This window comes from Xanthomonas sp. NCPPB 1325 (genome assembly GCF_041477645.2).
Taxonomy (GTDB): Bacteria; Pseudomonadota; Gammaproteobacteria; order Xanthomonadales; family Xanthomonadaceae; genus Xanthomonas; species Xanthomonas cannabis.
Map to the genome: position 1 here is coordinate 1,348,567 of NZ_CM192985.1, position 16,145 is coordinate 1,364,711.

The 16,145-nt window shown below is 63.3% G+C and carries 10 protein-coding genes and 8 tRNA genes; 15 read left to right on the forward strand and 3 right to left on the reverse strand.

Annotation, left to right across the window (positions count from 1 at the left end):
- Positions 1–164 precede the first annotated feature (164 nt).
- The gene (locus ACCQ10_RS05560) at positions 165–1,172 is read left to right on the forward strand and encodes an isocitrate dehydrogenase (RefSeq protein WP_010368534.1); all 1,008 of its coding nucleotides are present in this window, start codon (positions 165–167) and stop codon (positions 1,170–1,172) included.
- 141 nt (positions 1,173–1,313) lie between these two features.
- On the opposite strand, the gene ACCQ10_RS05565 is transcribed toward ACCQ10_RS05560, so the two are convergent.
- Complete coding sequence (locus ACCQ10_RS05565; protein WP_372362447.1) at positions 1,314–2,075, reverse strand: Bax inhibitor-1/YccA family protein; 762 nt, start codon at positions 2,073–2,075, stop codon at positions 1,314–1,316.
- Positions 2,076–2,226: 151 nt separating this feature from the next.
- Between ACCQ10_RS05565 and ACCQ10_RS05570 the strand changes: the two genes are divergently transcribed.
- The 4 genes from ACCQ10_RS05570 to ACCQ10_RS05585 all read left to right on the forward strand — a co-directional run bounded on the left by ACCQ10_RS05570 (position 2,227) and on the right by ACCQ10_RS05585 (position 2,701).
- Positions 2,227–2,303: transfer RNA gene (locus tag ACCQ10_RS05570), tRNA-Pro, on the forward strand.
- A 42-nt stretch (positions 2,304–2,345) separates the two neighbouring features.
- Positions 2,346–2,422: transfer RNA gene (locus ACCQ10_RS05575), tRNA-Arg, on the forward strand.
- 32 nt (positions 2,423–2,454) lie between these two features.
- Positions 2,455–2,531: transfer RNA gene (locus ACCQ10_RS05580), tRNA-His, on the forward strand.
- 94 nt (positions 2,532–2,625) lie between these two features.
- Positions 2,626–2,701: transfer RNA gene (locus ACCQ10_RS05585), tRNA-Lys, on the forward strand.
- Positions 2,702–2,961: 260 nt separating this feature from the next.
- On the opposite strand, the gene ACCQ10_RS05590 is transcribed toward ACCQ10_RS05585, so the two are convergent.
- Both ACCQ10_RS05590 and ACCQ10_RS05595 read right to left on the reverse strand, forming a co-directional pair.
- On the reverse strand, positions 2,962–4,224 hold the full coding sequence (locus ACCQ10_RS05590) for a lipase family protein (RefSeq protein WP_372362448.1): 1,263 nt from the start codon (positions 4,222–4,224) through the stop codon (positions 2,962–2,964).
- Positions 4,225–4,949: 725 nt separating this feature from the next.
- Positions 4,950–6,218: a two-component system sensor histidine kinase NtrB gene (locus ACCQ10_RS05595; RefSeq protein WP_372362449.1), complete on the reverse strand. Its 1,269-nt coding sequence runs from the start codon at positions 6,216–6,218 to the stop codon at positions 4,950–4,952.
- Positions 6,219–6,488: 270 nt separating this feature from the next.
- Between ACCQ10_RS05595 and ACCQ10_RS05600 the strand changes: the two genes are divergently transcribed.
- From ACCQ10_RS05600 to ACCQ10_RS05645, 10 genes are all read left to right on the forward strand, one after another.
- Positions 6,489–6,573, forward strand: a tRNA-Leu gene (locus ACCQ10_RS05600).
- Positions 6,574–6,777: 204 nt separating this feature from the next.
- Positions 6,778–8,070, forward strand: a complete 1,293-nt coding sequence (tig, locus tag ACCQ10_RS05605) for a trigger factor (protein WP_104581082.1) — start codon at positions 6,778–6,780, stop codon at positions 8,068–8,070.
- Between the two features lie 92 nt (positions 8,071–8,162).
- Complete coding sequence (gene clpP, locus ACCQ10_RS05610; protein ID WP_002806026.1) at positions 8,163–8,789, forward strand: ATP-dependent Clp endopeptidase proteolytic subunit ClpP; 627 nt, start codon at positions 8,163–8,165, stop codon at positions 8,787–8,789.
- A 125-nt stretch (positions 8,790–8,914) separates the two neighbouring features.
- The gene (clpX, locus tag ACCQ10_RS05615) at positions 8,915–10,201 is read left to right on the forward strand and encodes an ATP-dependent Clp protease ATP-binding subunit ClpX (protein ID WP_003483788.1); all 1,287 of its coding nucleotides are present in this window, start codon (positions 8,915–8,917) and stop codon (positions 10,199–10,201) included.
- Between the two features lie 143 nt (positions 10,202–10,344).
- Entirely contained in the window at positions 10,345–12,816 is a 2,472-nt protein-coding gene (lon, locus tag ACCQ10_RS05620; RefSeq protein ID WP_372362450.1) for an endopeptidase La, read from the forward strand.
- Between the two features lie 214 nt (positions 12,817–13,030).
- Positions 13,031–13,303 (forward strand): non-specific DNA-binding protein Hbs, encoded by a 273-nt coding sequence (hbs, locus tag ACCQ10_RS05625; protein WP_002806049.1) that lies wholly within the window; start codon positions 13,031–13,033, stop codon positions 13,301–13,303.
- Positions 13,304–13,314: 11 nt separating this feature from the next.
- Positions 13,315–13,389, forward strand: a tRNA-Val gene (locus ACCQ10_RS05630).
- 27 nt (positions 13,390–13,416) lie between these two features.
- Positions 13,417–13,493 (forward strand) — tRNA-Asp (locus ACCQ10_RS05635).
- A gap of 92 nt (positions 13,494–13,585) precedes the next feature.
- A tRNA-Asp gene (locus ACCQ10_RS05640) sits at positions 13,586–13,662 on the forward strand.
- A 273-nt stretch (positions 13,663–13,935) separates the two neighbouring features.
- Entirely contained in the window at positions 13,936–15,906 is a 1,971-nt protein-coding gene (locus tag ACCQ10_RS05645) for a peptidyl-prolyl cis-trans isomerase (RefSeq protein ID WP_228891191.1), read from the forward strand.
- The last annotated feature ends 239 nt before the right edge of the window (positions 15,907–16,145 follow it).

The following is a 16,145-nucleotide window of genomic DNA, read 5'->3' on the forward strand; positions in this document are numbered from 1 at the left end:
GTCGGTCGCGCAGCGACCGCCGCGCCATGCCTGCCGCTCTTAGACCAAGGTCGGTTTGGGCGCCTTCACCGGCATCGGGCATAATTGCCCGTGAAACCTCCTTGCGCCGATCTGCCGGGTTCGACGGCTGGCGCTCCCCCCTTCAAGTTCGGAAACCCAACGATATGACGCAGACAATCACGGTCATCCGCGGCGACGGTATTGGCCCGGAGATCATGGATGCCACGCTGTTCGTGCTCGATGCGCTGCAAGCTGGCCTGACCTACGAGTACGCCGACGCTGGCCTGGTCGCGCTGGAAAAGCACGGCGATCTGCTGCCCGAGTCCACCCTGGCGTCGATCACCAAGAACAAGGTGGCGCTGAAAAGTCCGCTGACCACGCCGGTTGGCGAAGGTTTCAGCTCGATCAACGTCGCCATGCGTCGCAAGTTCGACCTGTACGCCAACGTGCGTCCTGCCAAGTCGTTCCCGAACACCAAGTCGCGTTTCGCCGATGGCGTGGACCTGATCACCGTCCGCGAGAACACCGAAGGCGCCTACCTGAGCGAAGGCCAGACCGTGTCCGAGGATGGCGAGACCGCGTTCTCCGGCACCCGGATCACCCGCAAGGGCTCCGAGCGCATCGTGCGCTACGCCTTCGACCTGGCGCGCGCCACCGGCCGCAAGAAGGTCACCGCGGTGCACAAGGCCAACATCATCAAGTCGACCTCGGGCCTGTTCCTGAAGGTGGCCCGCGATGTGGCCGCGCAGTACCCGGAAATCGAGTTCCAGGAAATGATCGTCGACAACACCTGCATGCAGCTGGTGATGCGTCCGGAGCAGTTCGACATCATCGTGACCACCAACCTGTTTGGCGACATCATCTCCGACCTGTGTGCCGGTCTGGTCGGCGGCCTGGGTCTGGCCCCGGGCGCCAACATCGGTCTGGACGCGGCGATCTTCGAAGCCGTGCACGGCTCGGCGCCGGATATTGCAGGGCAGGGCAAGGCCAACCCGTGCGCGTTGCTGCTGGGTGCCGCGCAGATGCTGGACCACATCGGTCAGCCGCAGAACGCCGAGCGCCTTCGCGAAGCCATCGTGGCCACCCTGGAAGCCAAGGACTCGCTGACCCCCGACCTGGGCGGCACCGGCAACACCATGGGCTTTGCCAAGGCCATCGCCAGCCGCCTCTGAGCGCACTGGCAACGCCGCACAAAAAAGAAAGGGCGCCCAGGGCGCCCTTTCTTTTGCTTGGAGATGTCTGAAGCCACTCCATGCCATCGATCGCAGGGAAACGCGCTTGCGATTCCCCAATCCCGATTCCCGATTCCCGGCTTAGTTCCGCGACTGCAGCTTCGACAGCAAGCGCAGGAACTCGATGTACAGCCACACCAGTGTGACCATCAGGCCGAACGCGCCGTACCACTCCATGTGCTTGGGTGCGCCCTGCTCGACACCGCTTTCGATGAAGTCGAAATCCAGCACCAGGTTCAGTGCCGCCACCACCACCACGAACAGGCTGAAGCCGATGCCGACCAGGCCCGAGTCGTGGATGAAGGGAATCCGCACGCCGAAAAAGCCCAGGACAATCGTCGCCAGATACACCAGCGCAATGCCGCCGGTCGCCGCCACCACGCCCAGCTTGAAGTTCTCGGTTGCCTTGATCATGCCGCTGCGGTACGCGAACAGCAGCGCGAACATGGTGCCGAAGGTCAGCAGGACCGCCTGGAATACGATGCCGTTGAAGCGTGCTTCGTACACGGCCGAGATCGAACCCAGGAAGAAACCTTCCACCAGTGCGTACAGCGGCGCGGTGATCGGCGCCCAGGTCGGCTTGAAGCTGGTCGCCAGCGCGAGCACCAGTCCGCCGATCGCACCGGCAATCATGTAGATACGTGCGGCCGGCAGCGGGACGCCGTCGGCGCCAAGCGATTGCGACCATGCGAACGCAGCGGTGAGGACCGCCATCAGCAACAGCAGGCCGGTCTTGTTGACCGTGCCGTTGAGTGTCATCGCCTGACCATCGCGGGTGACCACCGAGCCGGAGCCGAGGTCGAGGAACGTGGATTCCCGGAGGGCCGGGTTACCGCTACGCATGCGTGTTCTCCATGAAAGTAGGTGCTCGCCGAGTTGGCGCGCGTTGTTGAGAGGATACCGGATCGTCCAATTTACACAGGGTGATTGACAGCGAGGCCAATCGTTCCCAAAATAGCCGACCTTTCCAGCCTTCGGGATTGAAAGGTCCCGCCGGGGTATAGCGCAGTCTGGTAGCGCGCCTGCTTTGGGAGCAGGATGTCGGGGGTTCGAATCCCTCTACCCCGACCATTCCGAGCTCCTGGCGGCGTGGGAATGCGAAGTTCGGTCCGGGCGCCCGTAGCTCAACCGGATAGAGCACCGGCCTTCTAAGCCGGCGGTTACAGGTTCGAGTCCTGTCGGGCGCGCCATCGGCGGTACGGTAGGAAGCAGGTTTTCAGTGGTGGCTGTAGCTCAGCTGGTTAGAGTACTGGATTGTGATTCCAGATGTCGGGGGTTCGAGTCCCCTCAGCCACCCCACTGAATGACAGGCAAGTGCAGGAAAGTTTGACCCGATGCGTCGCGGGGTGTTGCAACGAAGCAAAAACGCGCATACAATGTGCGACCAGTTTCAGGGCCGTTAGCTCAGTTGGTAGAGCAGTTGACTCTTAATCAATAGGTCCAAGGTTCGAATCCTTGACGGCCCACCAGACAGGCAGCCACTCAACTCAAGTTGAGTGGCTGTTTTTCTTTGCGCGGATGCCTGTCGCAGACGCAGGCAATCCTGGCCTGCGTGGCATCCAGCGCGTCTTGCTGTGTGCAATGACCGCTGGCGCGTCGGGCGCCAGATCAATGGCGCCCGGCTTTTTCATCCTGGCAACGGCATCGTCGCTGTGCAGACGGCGGCAATGCGCTGCGCGCCGTCCTGGTGTTGCGTGCGTCCCGTGTCGCTGTGCGCAAGCGCCTGCGTTCAGCGTTGCTTGTCCAGCAACTGCTGGCGCACGGCGATCATGCAGCTTTCCTTGCTGGCCAGATGTGCCAGGGCATCGTTGTCGGCGGGATTGCCGGTGCCCACATCCACCACCGAGACCTGCGTGCTGCCGCGGCGCTTGAAGGCGTCGATGGCGGTGCTCGCGTTCTTCAGTGGCACGGTGGCGTCATTGGAGGAGCCGCAGAGCAATGTGCGCGTCCGTGGCGTCCAGTCCAGCAGATCGTTACGCGCCAGGTCCTGGCGGAACCGGTTGTTGGGGTTGAGCGGGAAATCCTTGTAGAAGCTCGGCTGGAAATAGCTGCCGACCTTGTCGATCGTCGGCAGCAGTCCGCCGACGGCCAGATCGATCAGATCGTTCTTGCCCGGGAAAAGGCCTTCGACTTTTCCCGCCCACGGGTCCTTGAACACTTGTGACGGCGAGAGGTAGACATTCTGGTAGGCGTGCTGCATGCCGACCAGGGCGTAGGTCACCAGCACCAGGCCGAACGTGCTTTCGCCAACGGCATTGCGTCCGCTCCAGCTGTCCAGGAAGGTCTGGCTCAATGCATACGGGCCGGAAATCGGTGCGCTGGCGGCCAGCTTGAATTCGTTGGGATAGTGCGCCTCGATTTCGCGCTGGGTTGCCATGGCGGCGTGACCACCTTGCGAGTAGCCCGACAGCATCACCTTGCCCGACAGCGGGGTGTTCAGCCGCGCCAGGACCTGGCGGGCGGCGCGCATCGCATCGATGGTCGCGCTGGCTTCGCTGTCCGCGTGCAGGTAGGGGTGGAATGGATAGGTGGACTTGCCCAAGCCCAGATAATCGGTGCTGACCACCACGTATCCCTGGCCGGCCAGTCGGGTGACGAGCGGGTCATCGCCCTTTGCGTCACGAATCTCCTTGGCCTGCTCTGCGGCACGTTGCGGTTCGGTGCCTGGGTCCCAGCTCAGCAACGGATAGGGGCCTGTGCAGCTGGCACCGCCTGGCACGAGCACTACGCCAGACGCCGTGGTCGGTTCACCCTTCACGCCGACCGTTGCATAGGTGAACTCGGCCACCCTGACATCGCATTTGGGCAGGTCGCTGGCCTTGTCATTAGGCAGCAATGCAGCAAGCGCGGTGCGGGTATAGCTGGTGAGGAAGTTGCTGTTGAGCAGGGTGCCACGCGCAGGCGATGCCATCGCGATCACGGGCAGGAAGGCCAGCGCGGTTCCAATGGCGGTGAGCAGACGTGATGCATTGCGATTTCGTTTGTTTCCCATGGCGGGTGTCCTGATGTGCGACCGCAGGGGAATGCGGCTGCGTGGGGGAGTGATGGGAGGCTTCAAGGTATTGGCTGCCGACAGTGGTGGCATGGATTGCATGCGATCAGCGCGTTGTCAGCGGGGCGTGTGGCCCGAGGCGAACGCGGTGCCCTGATCGCCAGTGACGGCGTTGCGACAGGTAATGGATGGGTGCTGGCGAGGCCCTGACTGTTCAGGAGGCCAGACTATGGGCCTGTGGATCAGGGCCGCATTCGGCAACAACGAAGCGCGCACTCCCGGCGCGAATGCGCGAGGTGTCACGCACGCCTTTGCCTCTATCGATTCATCGGATGTTGGGCGCGGCTGCCTGGACGCAGGCCAGCATCAGTGCGCCAGGGGGCGCCGCTTTTCCCGGTGCAAGGGCCAGTCAGGACGAGTCGGCGTCACCAGGCGGTTCGGTTGGCATCCAGGCTACGCGGCAAGTGACTGGCAAGGCTGCATCGCTCACAAAGGTGGCTGGATGACTCTCAGCGCGAGCGCATGTCATCGTTGCAGACGTCCCGCCGACTTCTTGAACTACATCGGCATGGTGCCGACACGACCGAGGTAGTGCCGGCGGGCGGCAGTAATCGGCCTGTGGCATCGGTGATGCGGTGCGCCGCATTACGCAGCGGTTTACACCGGTATCTCACTTGCTTGCGGCGCAATGCAGTGTGTCGGCTCTTGCACCCGCCGATCAGATGCTAAGCCTGATCCACGCGTGGAAACGCAAGCAGGAAGCGCGCGCCTTCACCCGGCGCCGAAATGACTTCGACAAAACCGCCTGCCTGCCGCACGGCGCTGTGGACCTGCGCCAGGCCCAGGCCGGCGCCGCGGTCTGCACCCTTGGTGGTGAAGTAGGCTTCGAACAGGCGTGACTGCACCTGTTGATCCATCCCATGACCATTATCGGCGACGGCGATGGTGACGTAGGCCCCGGCGGGTTTGGTCAGGCTTGCGTCGGCCTCGGTCACGCGTGCGTAGCCCGTCTCGACACGGATGATGCCGCCGCTGTCGCAGGCATCGCGCGCATTGATGACCAAGTTCAAGATCGCGCGTTCCACCGTGTGTCGGTCGACCATCGCGCAGCATCCGCCCGCATCGCTGTGCAACTGCAGCTGCAGGTCCGCGCTGATCACCTGCTCCAGCAGCGGGTTGAGCTGTTCGGCCAGGGCGGCCAGGTCGACCACTTCGGGGCTATACGGATATTGGCGCGAAAACCCGACCAGGCGCTGCGCCATGACCGAGCCGTGTTGAAGCGCCGCATCGGCGACGCCGAGCAGCTTGGCATCCTGTGCATCGATCTGCCCGCGTTGCACCACCAGATCGATCGCCGACGTGGCAGCCTGCAGCACGTTGTTCAAGTCGTGCACGACGCCGGCAAGCAATTGGCCGACTGCCTCGCCTTTCTGCGCCTGCTCGGAAATCTTCTCCGCAGCGCCCTGCGCGGCACGCGCGATATCCAGGTCGCCTTCGGTGCGCTCGTGCAGGTCGCGCAAGGTATGCAGCTCGGTCGACAGCGAATGCTCGCGCGTGCGTGCCAGCATCAGCGCGCCGATGGAGAATTCACGCTCTGCCTTCAGGGTGCGGTCCAGCGTGTGGAAGGCCGCCTCCAGTGCCCGGCGGTCAGAGATGTTCTTGCTGACCGCCAGGATGGCTTCGACATTGCCGAACTCATCGAACAACGGGCTGGTGACCACCTGCCAGGTCTGCCGGACGCCAACGAAATTGACGCAGGCCGCCTCGAACTCGTGCACCGTGCCATCGATCGATGCTGCCATTGCCGCATCCACCAGGTGCACGGACTCCGCCGGCCAGAACTCGCGCCACGGGCGGGAGAGCAGCTGGTCCTGGTGGCTGGCGCCAAGGACGGTCAAGCCGTTGACGTTGACTGCCGTGATCCGCCCGTTGAGGTCGATCTCTTTGATGCAGTCTCGCGACAGTGCCACGATCTGCCGATACCGATCTCTCATCGCGGCGGTTGTCTCTCTCGGCTGATTAACGGAATTTTCGCAAACATTGCTGTCGCCGTGCACAAGAACACGGCACTGCTTCATGCTGCAGCAGGGCGCCACGCTGAACCATTCACCGGACTCTAGCGTACTGGTAGATGTCGGGAGCGCTGCGAAGAGGGAGCCAAGGGCCGCCAGGAAGGTCAGAAATGGCGGCAGACCGCCCTGGACCGGCAGCAGCGCTTTTTCTTTGCCAGCATCCCTGCAACAATGGCGGGCGCGTACAGCACTGCGAAAGTGGCGGAATTGGTAGACGCACCAGATTTAGGTTCTGACGCCGCAAGGCGTGGGGGTTCGAGTCCCCCCTTTCGCACCAGTGCAGCGCGGCCGTGAGTGTTCCGGCCGCCGCCGCCCATGTAGACCACAGGTTTTTCTCGCCAGGCGTGCCATTGCACGCATCCCGCTGGCAGCGGCCGCCGTTATCGGCGAAACTACAAGGCTCGGCGGCTTTCTCGCCATCCGTCAACCCGCATCTTCCATCTCGTGCCGACGCCGTGCGCTGTCGGTGGCAGGAGTCAACATGCAAGCATCGATCGAATCCACCGGCAATCTGGAACGCCGCCTGACCTTCACCCTGCCGCAGGAGCGCCTGGAGACGCATGTCGGTGGCCGCCTGCGCGAACTTGCGCGGACCACCCGCATCAAGGGCTTCCGTCCCGGCAAGGTGCCGACCAAGGTCATCGAGCAGCGCTTCGGTCAGCAGGTGCGTGCCGAAGCGATGGAAGGCCTGCTGCGGGAGACCTTCGATTCGGCGGTGCGCGAGCACTCGCTGCGCCTGGCCGGCAACCCGCGGATCGACCAGGGCGAGAGCGACTTCGATTTCGTCGCCACTTTCGAAGTGGTGCCGGATTTCGGCGACATCGACGTGAGCCAGCTGTCGGTGGTGCGTCATACCGCCGAAGTGACCGATGCCGACATCGACCAGATGATCGAAAACCTGCGCCTGCAGCGCCGCACCTGGAATCCGGTCGAGCGCGGCGCGCAGGTCGGCGACTTGGTGGCGCTGGAGACCTGGTCGCAGGCCGGCGACGAGCGTCTGCCCGCCGAAGGCGTGGAGACCGGCAGCAGCGTGCTGGGCTCGGGCGTGATGTTCGACCAGATCGAAAAGGGCCTGGAAGGCCTGACCAAGGGTGAAGACAAGACCCTGACCATCGATTTCCCCGCCGAGTGGCGCGTGCCGCAGCTGGCCGGCAAGACCGTGCAGGTGCACGTCAAGGCGGTCGAGGTGTCCGAGCCGGTGCTGCCGGTAGTGGACAAGGAGTTCATCAAGAGCTTCGGCGTGAAGAGTGGCGATGCCGAGCAGTTCCGCGCCGACATCCGCACCAACCTGGAGCGCGAGCTCAAGGGCGCGCTGATGAACCGCCTGCGTCGCGAAGTGGGCGAGCAGCTGATTGCCGCCTACGCGCACGTCGAAATGCCGCCGCGTCTGGTCGAGAACGAAGCGCGTTCGATGCTGGCCCAGCAGGTTGAGCAGGTTCGCCGCAGCGGCCGCGATCCGGGCCAGGTGCCGGACGACGCGCATCAGGGCTTCATGGACGCCGCCGCCAAGCGCGTGCTGGTCGGTCTGCTGGTGGGCGAAGTGGCCCGTCGCAATGAACTGCGTTTGGAATCCAAGCGCGTCAGCGAAACGCTGCGTCTGATCGCCTCGACCTACGAAGAGCCCGAACAGGTCATTGAGATGTACCGCAACGACCCCCAACTGATGGGTGGGCTGCAGAGCCGTGTGATGGAAGAGCAGGTGATCGATTGGATCGCCGAGCGCGCCCAGCACACCGAGCAGCCGCTGTCGTTCCAGGACGCCATCCGGGTCTGAGGCGGTAGCAAGAGAACCGCGCCCTGCCGTCGTCAGGGTGCGGATATCGAACACGGGCGTCGGCACAGGCCGCTGCCACAACAGGAAGACCGATGAGCATTGTGACCAAAGCCCTGAACCTGGTGCCCATGGTGGTCGAGCAGACCAGCCGTGGCGAGCGTGCGTACGACATCTACTCGCGTCTGCTGAAGGAGCGTCTGATCTTCCTGGTCGGTCCCATCGACGACCATATGGCCAACGTCATCGTGGCCCAGCTGCTGTTCCTGGAAGCGGACAACCCGGAAAAGGACATCAGCATCTACATCAATTCGCCCGGCGGCGTGGTCACGGCCGGCATGGCGATCTACGACACCATGCAGTACATCAAGCCGGACGTGAGCACCATCTGCGTCGGTCAGGCGGCCTCGATGGGCGCGCTGCTGCTGGCGTCGGGTGCGGCCGGCAAGCGTTACGCGCTGCCGAACTCGCGCGTGATGATCCATCAGCCGCTGGGCGGCTTCCAGGGCCAGGCGACCGATATCGACATCCACGCCCGTGAAATCCTGACCCTGCGTTCGCGCCTGAACGAGATCCTGGCCAAGCACACTGGTCAGTCGCTGGAAACCATCGCGCGCGACACCGAGCGCGACAACTTCAAGAGTGCGGTCGATGCGCAGGCCTATGGTCTGGTCGATCAGGTGCTCGAGCGTCGTCCGGAAGAGTCGATCCAGCCGTCTTGATCGCCAGGTCGCTGAAATTGCAGGAAAAACCGGCAGGGTCGGGTGGGGCGAATGTCCTCCCGACCCTGTGCTATTCTCGAAATCGAACCCCCGTACATCGGGTGGGGTAACTGGGTAACAGAAGCATGAGCGAAGACCGCCAAGGTCGTTCCGGCGACAGCAACAAGATTCTCTACTGCTCGTTCTGCGGTAAGAGTCAGCATGAAGTCCGTAAGCTGATTGCCGGTCCCAGCGTGTTCATCTGCGATGAGTGCGTTGAGCTGTGCAACGACATCATCCGCGAAGAACTCGAAGAGAAGGCGCAGTCGGCACGTTCCAGCCTGCCCAAGCCGCGCGAGATCCTTGAAGTGCTGGATCAGTACGTGATCGGGCAGTTGCGCGCCAAGCGCACGCTCGCAGTGGCGGTGTACAACCACTACAAGCGCATCGAGAGCCGCAGCAAAAACGACGACGTCGAGCTGGCGAAGTCCAACATCCTGCTGGTCGGTCCGACCGGGTCGGGCAAGACGCTGCTGGCCGAGACGCTGGCACGCCTGCTCAATGTGCCGTTCACGATCGCCGATGCCACCACGCTGACCGAGGCCGGCTATGTCGGCGAGGACGTGGAAAACATCATCCAGAAGCTGCTGCAGAAGTGCGACTACGACGTCGAGAAGGCGCAGCAGGGCATTGTCTATATCGACGAAATCGACAAGATCTCGCGTAAGAGCGAGAACCCGTCGATCACCCGTGACGTGTCCGGCGAAGGCGTGCAGCAGGCGCTGCTGAAGCTGATCGAAGGCACGGTTGCCTCGGTGCCGCCGCAGGGTGGCCGCAAGCATCCGCAGCAGGAGTTCCTGCAGGTCGACACCAAGAACATTCTGTTCATCTGCGGCGGCGCGTTCGCCGGCCTGGACAAGGTGATTCAGCAGCGTTCCAACGACGCTGGCGGCATCGGCTTCGGTGCCAAGGTCAAGAGCAGTGAGCGCAAGCAGGAAGTTGGCAAGATCCTGGCAGAGGTCGAGCCGGAAGATCTGATCAAGTTCGGCCTGATCCCCGAATTCGTCGGCCGCCTGCCGGTGGTTGCAACGCTGGAGGAGCTGGACGAGCCGGCGCTGATCAAGATCCTGACCGAGCCGAAGAACGCCATCACCAAGCAGTTCAAGAAGCTGTTCGACATGGAAGGCGTGGAACTGGAGTTCCGCCCGGATGCCTTGTCCGCGATCGCCAAGAAGGCGCTCAAGCGCAAGACCGGTGCCCGTGGCCTGCGCACCATCGTCGAATCGGTCCTGCTGGACACGATGTACGAGCTGCCCTCGCAGGAAAACGTCAGCAAGGTGGTGGTGGACGAGTCGGTGATCGAGCACAAATCCGAGCCGTACCTGATCTACCAGGCGCAACCGGCTCCGGCCAAGGCCGCGTCCGGCGACTGAGTCCTGCGGCCGCGTTGCCCGGGCCTGGCCCCGCTCGCGGCTAAAGGCTTTCCGAGCGCTACTTGCAACACCTCGCCGATGGCCCCATAACGGGGCCATCGGCTTTTTTGTGCCTCTAAACCCCCATTCCTGCGGAGCGCCCCATGGCCCAGTCCCAATCAGAAGTTTTCGATCTGCCGGTGTTGCCGCTGCGCGACGTGGTGGTGTTTCCGCACATGGTGATCCCGCTGTTCGTCGGCCGTGACAAGTCGATGCGCGCGCTGGAAAAAGCCATGGAAGCGGACAAGCGCATCCTGCTGGTGGCGCAGAAGTCGGCCGAAACCGACGACCCGGCGGCCGGCGATCTGTATACCGTCGGCACCCTGGCGCAGGTGTTGCAGCTGCTCAAATTGCCCGACGGCACCATCAAGGTGCTGGTCGAAGGCCTGTCGCGCGTCACTGTCGACAAGGTCGTCGAGCAGGACGGCGCACTGCAGGGCCAAGGCACCGAGGTCGAAGCCAGCGATGCTCGTGAGCCGCGCGAGGTGGAAGCGATTGCGCGCTCGCTGATGTCGCTGTTCGAGCAGTACGTCAAGACCAACCGCAAGCTGCCGCCGGAACTACTGCAGACCCTGGCCGGCATCGACGAGCCGGGGCGCCTGGCCGACACCATCGCCGCGCATATCGGCGTGCGCCTGGCCGACAAGCAGCGCCTGCTGGAGATCACCGATATCGGTGAGCGCCTGGAGCTGCTGGTTGGCTTGGTGGACGGCGAAATCGACGTGCAGCAGCTGGAAAAGCGCATCCGCGGCCGCGTCAAGTCGCAGATGGAAAAGAGCCAGCGCGAGTACTACCTCAATGAACAGATGAAGGCGATCCAGAAGGAACTGGGCGACCTGGACGACGCGCCGGGTGAGCTGGAAGAGCTTGCCCGCAAGATCGCCGAGGCGGGCATGCCCAAGCCGGTCGAGACCAAGGCCAAGGCCGAGCTCAACAAGCTCAAGCAGATGTCGCCCATGTCCGCCGAAGCGGCGGTGGTGCGCAACTATCTGGACTGGCTGCTGGGCGTGCCGTGGAAGAAGCGCACCAAGGTGCGCAAGGACCTCAAGGTGGCCGAAGACACGCTGGACGCCGACCACTACGGTCTGGACAAGGTCAAGGAGCGCATCCTTGAATACCTGGCTGTGCAGTCGCGCGTGAAGCAGATGAAGGGGCCGATCCTGTGCCTGGTCGGGCCGCCGGGTGTGGGCAAGACCTCGCTCGGCCAATCGATCGCCAAGGCGACCAACCGCAAGTTCGTGCGCATGAGCCTGGGCGGCATCCGCGACGAGGCCGAGATCCGCGGCCATCGCCGGACCTACGTTGGCTCGATGCCGGGCCGCCTGGTGCAGAACCTCAACAAGGTCGGCAGCAAGAACCCGCTTTTCCTGCTGGACGAGATCGACAAGATGTCGATGGACTTCCGTGGCGATCCGTCGTCGGCATTGCTGGAAGTGCTGGATCCGGAGCAGAACAACTCCTTCAACGACCATTATCTGGAAGTGGATCTGGATCTGTCGGAGGTGATGTTCGTCGCCACCTCCAACTCGCTCAACATCCCGGGCCCGCTGCTGGACCGCATGGAAGTGATCCGCATCCCCGGCTACACCGAGGATGAAAAGCTCAATATCGCCATGCGGTATCTGGTGCCCAAGCAGATCAAGGCCAACGGTTTGAAGCCGGAAGAGATCGAGATCGGTGCCGATGCGATCCAGGATGTCGTGCGCTATTACACGCGCGAATCGGGCGTGCGTAACCTGGAGCGTGAAATCGCCAAGATCTGCCGCAAGGTGGTCAAGGAAATCGCGCTGGCCGGCCCGCAGCCGGCGGGCAAGAAAGCCGTGGCCAAGAAGGGCAAGCCAAAGGCGCTGGTAACGGTTGGTTCGAAGAATCTCGACACGTATCTGGGTGTGCGTCGTTTCGACTTCGGGCGCGCCGAAGAAGAAAACGAGATCGGCCTTGTGACCGGTCTGGCATGGACCGAAGTCGGCGGCGAGTTGCTGCAGGTCGAATCCACGCTGGTGCCGGGCAAGGGCAACCTGATCCTCACCGGTCAGCTTGGCAACGTCATGAAGGAATCGGCATCGGCTGCGCTGTCGGTGGTACGTTCGCGCGCCGAGCGGCTGGGCATCGACGTGGATTTCCTGCAGAAGCAGGACGTGCACGTGCACGTGCCCGACGGCGCGACCCCCAAGGATGGCCCGAGCGCGGGCATTGCGATGGTGACTTCGCTGGTGTCGATCCTGACCAAGGTGCCTATCCGTGCCGATGTGGCGATGACCGGCGAGATCACCCTGCGTGGCCGCGTCTCGGCGATCGGTGGGTTGAAGGAGAAGCTGCTGGCGGCATTGCGCGGCGGTATCCGCACGGTGTTGATCCCGGACGAGAACCGCAAGGATCTTGCCGACATCCCGGCCAACGTCACCCGCGATCTCAAAATCGTGCCGGTGAAGTGGATCGACGAAGTGCTGGACCTGGCGTTGGAGCGCCCGCTGGCACCGAAAAAGGCCGGCAAGGAAAAGGCGCGCAAGACTGCATCGCGCGTTGCCGTCCGCGGTAAGTCGCGCACCACTCCCGGCACGCGCGTCAAGCACTAACGCGCGCTGTCTAGGACATCCCGAAACAAGCCAAAACCCGCGTCGTTATTGGGTTTTGGCTTGCGTGCTGTTGGGGGCGCTGGTATAAATGCACGACTCGTGGGCGCGGCAAAATGTGATGCGTCACGCGATACCACTTGTGTCGGGTTCTTCGCTAACGGCAAGAGCGCCGATTGTCGATTCCGCGGCATCTGCCGCAAAGGGAGTTTCAAGAATGAATAAAACCGAATTGATCGATGGCGTTGCCGCTGCCGCTGACATCTCCAAGGCTGAAGCTGGCCGTGCTGTCGACGCGGTTGTGAGCGAAATCACCAAGGCGCTGAAGAAGGGCGACGCCGTCACCCTCGTTGGCTTCGGCACCTTCCAGGTCCGCGAGCGCGCTGAGCGTACCGGCCGCAATCCGAAGACGGGCGACAGCATCAAGATCGCCGCTTCGAAGAATCCCGCATTCAAGGCTGGCAAAGCCCTGAAGGATGCAGTAAACTAATCGACTCGCTAGGGTGCTTAGCTCAGCGGTAGAGCGTCTCCCTTACACGGAGAGGGTCGGGGGTTCGAAACCCTCAGCACCCACCACTAAGCACCAGGCAAGGTTTCAAGCGCGGAGCGGTAGTTCAGCTGGTTAGAATGCTGGCCTGTCACGCCGGAGGTCGCGGGTTCGAGTCCCGTCCGCTCCGCCAGTTACACCGAAGCCCCTGAGCGATTGGGGGCTTCGTTTTCTCCACAACATTCGCGCTGCGAATGCGGTGGGGAAGATGTCCAAGTTTAAAGCGGAGCGGTAGTTCAGCTGGTTAGAATGCTGGCCTGTCACGCCGGAGGTCGCGGGTTCGAGTCCCGTCCGCTCCGCCAGTTGTACCCGAGCCCTCGGCCTTGTGCCGGGGGCTTTTTTTATGGTGTCTGTCTCGCGGTGGGTTTGGCGGTTGCAGCGCTGCAGACAGATGGCCTGGGCATGGCGGAGCGGGTGCCATGTCTGTCCTTCTCTCCACCACGTCCAGGGCGCCGCGGCCTCTGCGCCGTGATCCGGTTTTATGCATCGCCGCGCTGTGGTGGCGGGCGTCGGGCTGGGTGCTTGGCGTCAAGCGGGTTACACTGCGCGGCTCGCCCACAGGCCGTGATTTGCCAATGCTGCAGAAACTTCGCGACAAGACGTCAGGCTGGATCGCTACCGCCATCCTGGGGTTGCTGATGATTCCGTTCCTGTTCGTCATCGACAACAGCTACCTGGGCGGCATTGGCGCCAACAACGTGGCCAAGGTACAGGCGCCACCCACGTGGTGGAAATCGGCGCCGTCATGGTGGCCGGTCTCGCTGCTGTGGCAGCACCATGAGATCAGCACGCAGGATTTCCGTGCACGCTTCGAGCAGGCGCGCATGCAGGAACGTCAGCGCCAGGGCGAGAATTTCGACCCGCGCACGTTCGAATCCCGCGAGAACAAGCTGCAGGTACTCGACCAGCTGGTCGACGAACAAGTGGTGCGTCTGGGCGCGGAAGATGCCGGCATCGTGATCGGCGATGCGACGGTGCGCGACTACATCACCAACATCCAGGCGTTCCAGGTCGACGGCAAGTTCAGCCCCGACCAGTATCGCGCCGCGCTGGCACAGGGCACGCCGCCGCGCACGCCTGCGCAGTTCGACGCGCTGGTACGCGACAGCCTGCAGCAGTCGGTGATCCCGCAGGCCGTGGCCGAATCGGGGTTTGCAACCAAGGCCGAGTTCGAGCGTCTGCTCAAGCTGATGGGCGAGACGCGCGATGTGGAGTTGGCAATGCTGCCGGCGCCGGCGGCCGATACCGCACCCGTTAGCGATGCGCAGATCAAGCAGTGGTACGACACGCATGCGCAGGACTTCCGTCAGCCCGAGACGGTGACCATCGAATATGTGGAGCTCAATGCCGCCACGATGCCGCCTGCCACGGCAGCCGACGAGGCGACGTTGCGCAAGCGCTATGAGGAAGAGAAGGCGCGCTTCGTCGAGCCGGATCAGCGTCTGGCGTCGCATATCCTGATCAGTGCCGGCAGCGATGCTGCCGCGCAAAAGGCGGCCGAGGCGAAGGCGGCAAAGCTTGCAGCGGAAGCCAAGCAGGCAGGCGCCGATTTTGCGGCACTGGCCAAGGCCAACTCGCAGGACCCCGGTTCCAAGGCTGCCGGTGGCGACCTGGGTTGGGTCGAAAAGGGCACCATGGTCAAGCCATTCGAAGACGCACTGTTTTCGATGAAGGCGGGCGACGTGGTCGGGCCGGTCAAGAGCGAGTTCGGTTATCACGTGATCCAGTTGCGTGAGGTCAAGGGCGGCCAGGGCAAGTCGTTCGAGCAGGTGCGTGACCAGCTGGCCGCCGAGCAGCTCAAGGCAGACGCCGACAAGGCATTTGCGGACGTGAGCGGCAAGTTGGTGGATCAGGTCTACAAAAACCCCACCGCGCTGGAGCCTGCGGCCAAGCAGGTCGGCCTGCCGGTGCAGACGCTGGGCCCGTTCTCGCGGACCACGGCCAGCGGCATTGCCGCCAACCCGGCGGTGCTGCGTTCGGCGTTCTCCGAAACGCTGGTGCAGGACGGCACGGTGAGCGACCCGATCACCATCGCGCCCAACCACAGCGTGGTGCTGCGTGTAACCAATCACACCGCCGAACAGGCGTTGCCGTTGGACAAGGTGCGCGACAAGGTGATTGCCGCGGTTCACGCCGATCGCACTGAAAAAGCAGCGGCTGCTGCGGCCGATGCGCTGCTGGCGCGCGTGCAGAAGGGCGAGACCCTGCAGGCACTGGCTGCCAGCGAGAAGCTGCAGGTGCAGCCGATCCCGGGGTTGCCGCGTACCGCGCCGATTCCGACACCGGCTGCAAACCGCGCAATCTTCAGTGCCCCGCGTCCGACTGCAGGCAAGCCATCGGCAGGAAAGGTGGAGCTCGATGGCGGTCGTTTCGCGGTCTTCGTCATCAGCAAGGCGACGCCGGGCGACCTCAAGCAGATGCCGGCCGAACAGCAGACGATGCTGCGCGAGCAGCTGAGCCAGATCGATGGCAACAATGCCGCGCAGGCCTACGTCAAAGAAATGCGCAAGCGGTACAAGATCCAGATCGAAGAAGCGCAGCTGTAAGGTCGCGCTGTCGGATGGTGTCAGGAACGAGCCCGGGTAACCGGGCTTTTTCTTTGCCTGTCACCGTGCTGTGCGAACAGTCCGAAGGTGAGGTGGTGTGCTTGCCTGTGCCAGCGCTTGGCGCATGCAGAATCTGCTGCCTGGACTCGGAAAAACGTTTCCAGACAAGGCAGTTCAGTGGCAATGACGCGCATGGCCTGCGCTCGGGCGGCGTTGCAAGCTATCCAGTGCAGGATGCC

Bases quoted from the DNA above. Each gene is read 5' to 3' on its own strand.
- ACCQ10_RS05560 (WP_010368534.1), top strand. From the start codon at position 165: ATGACGCAGACAATCACGGTCATCCGCGGCGACGGTATTGGCCCGGAG.
- clpX (WP_003483788.1), top strand. From the start codon at position 8,915: ATGAGCGAAGACCGCCAAGGTCGTTCCGGCGACAGCAACAAGATTCTC.
- tig (WP_104581082.1), top strand. From the start codon at position 6,778: ATGCAAGCATCGATCGAATCCACCGGCAATCTGGAACGCCGCCTGACC.
- ACCQ10_RS05565 (WP_372362447.1), bottom strand. From the start codon at position 2,075: ATGCGTAGCGGTAACCCGGCCCTCCGGGAATCCACGTTCCTCGACCTC.
- clpP (WP_002806026.1), top strand. From the start codon at position 8,163: ATGAGCATTGTGACCAAAGCCCTGAACCTGGTGCCCATGGTGGTCGAG.
- lon (WP_372362450.1), top strand. From the start codon at position 10,345: ATGGCCCAGTCCCAATCAGAAGTTTTCGATCTGCCGGTGTTGCCGCTG.
- ACCQ10_RS05645 (WP_228891191.1), top strand. From the start codon at position 13,936: ATGCTGCAGAAACTTCGCGACAAGACGTCAGGCTGGATCGCTACCGCC.
- ACCQ10_RS05590 (WP_372362448.1), bottom strand. From the start codon at position 4,224: ATGGGAAACAAACGAAATCGCAATGCATCACGTCTGCTCACCGCCATT.
- ACCQ10_RS05595 (WP_372362449.1), bottom strand. From the start codon at position 6,218: ATGAGAGATCGGTATCGGCAGATCGTGGCACTGTCGCGAGACTGCATC.
- hbs (WP_002806049.1), top strand. From the start codon at position 13,031: ATGAATAAAACCGAATTGATCGATGGCGTTGCCGCTGCCGCTGACATC.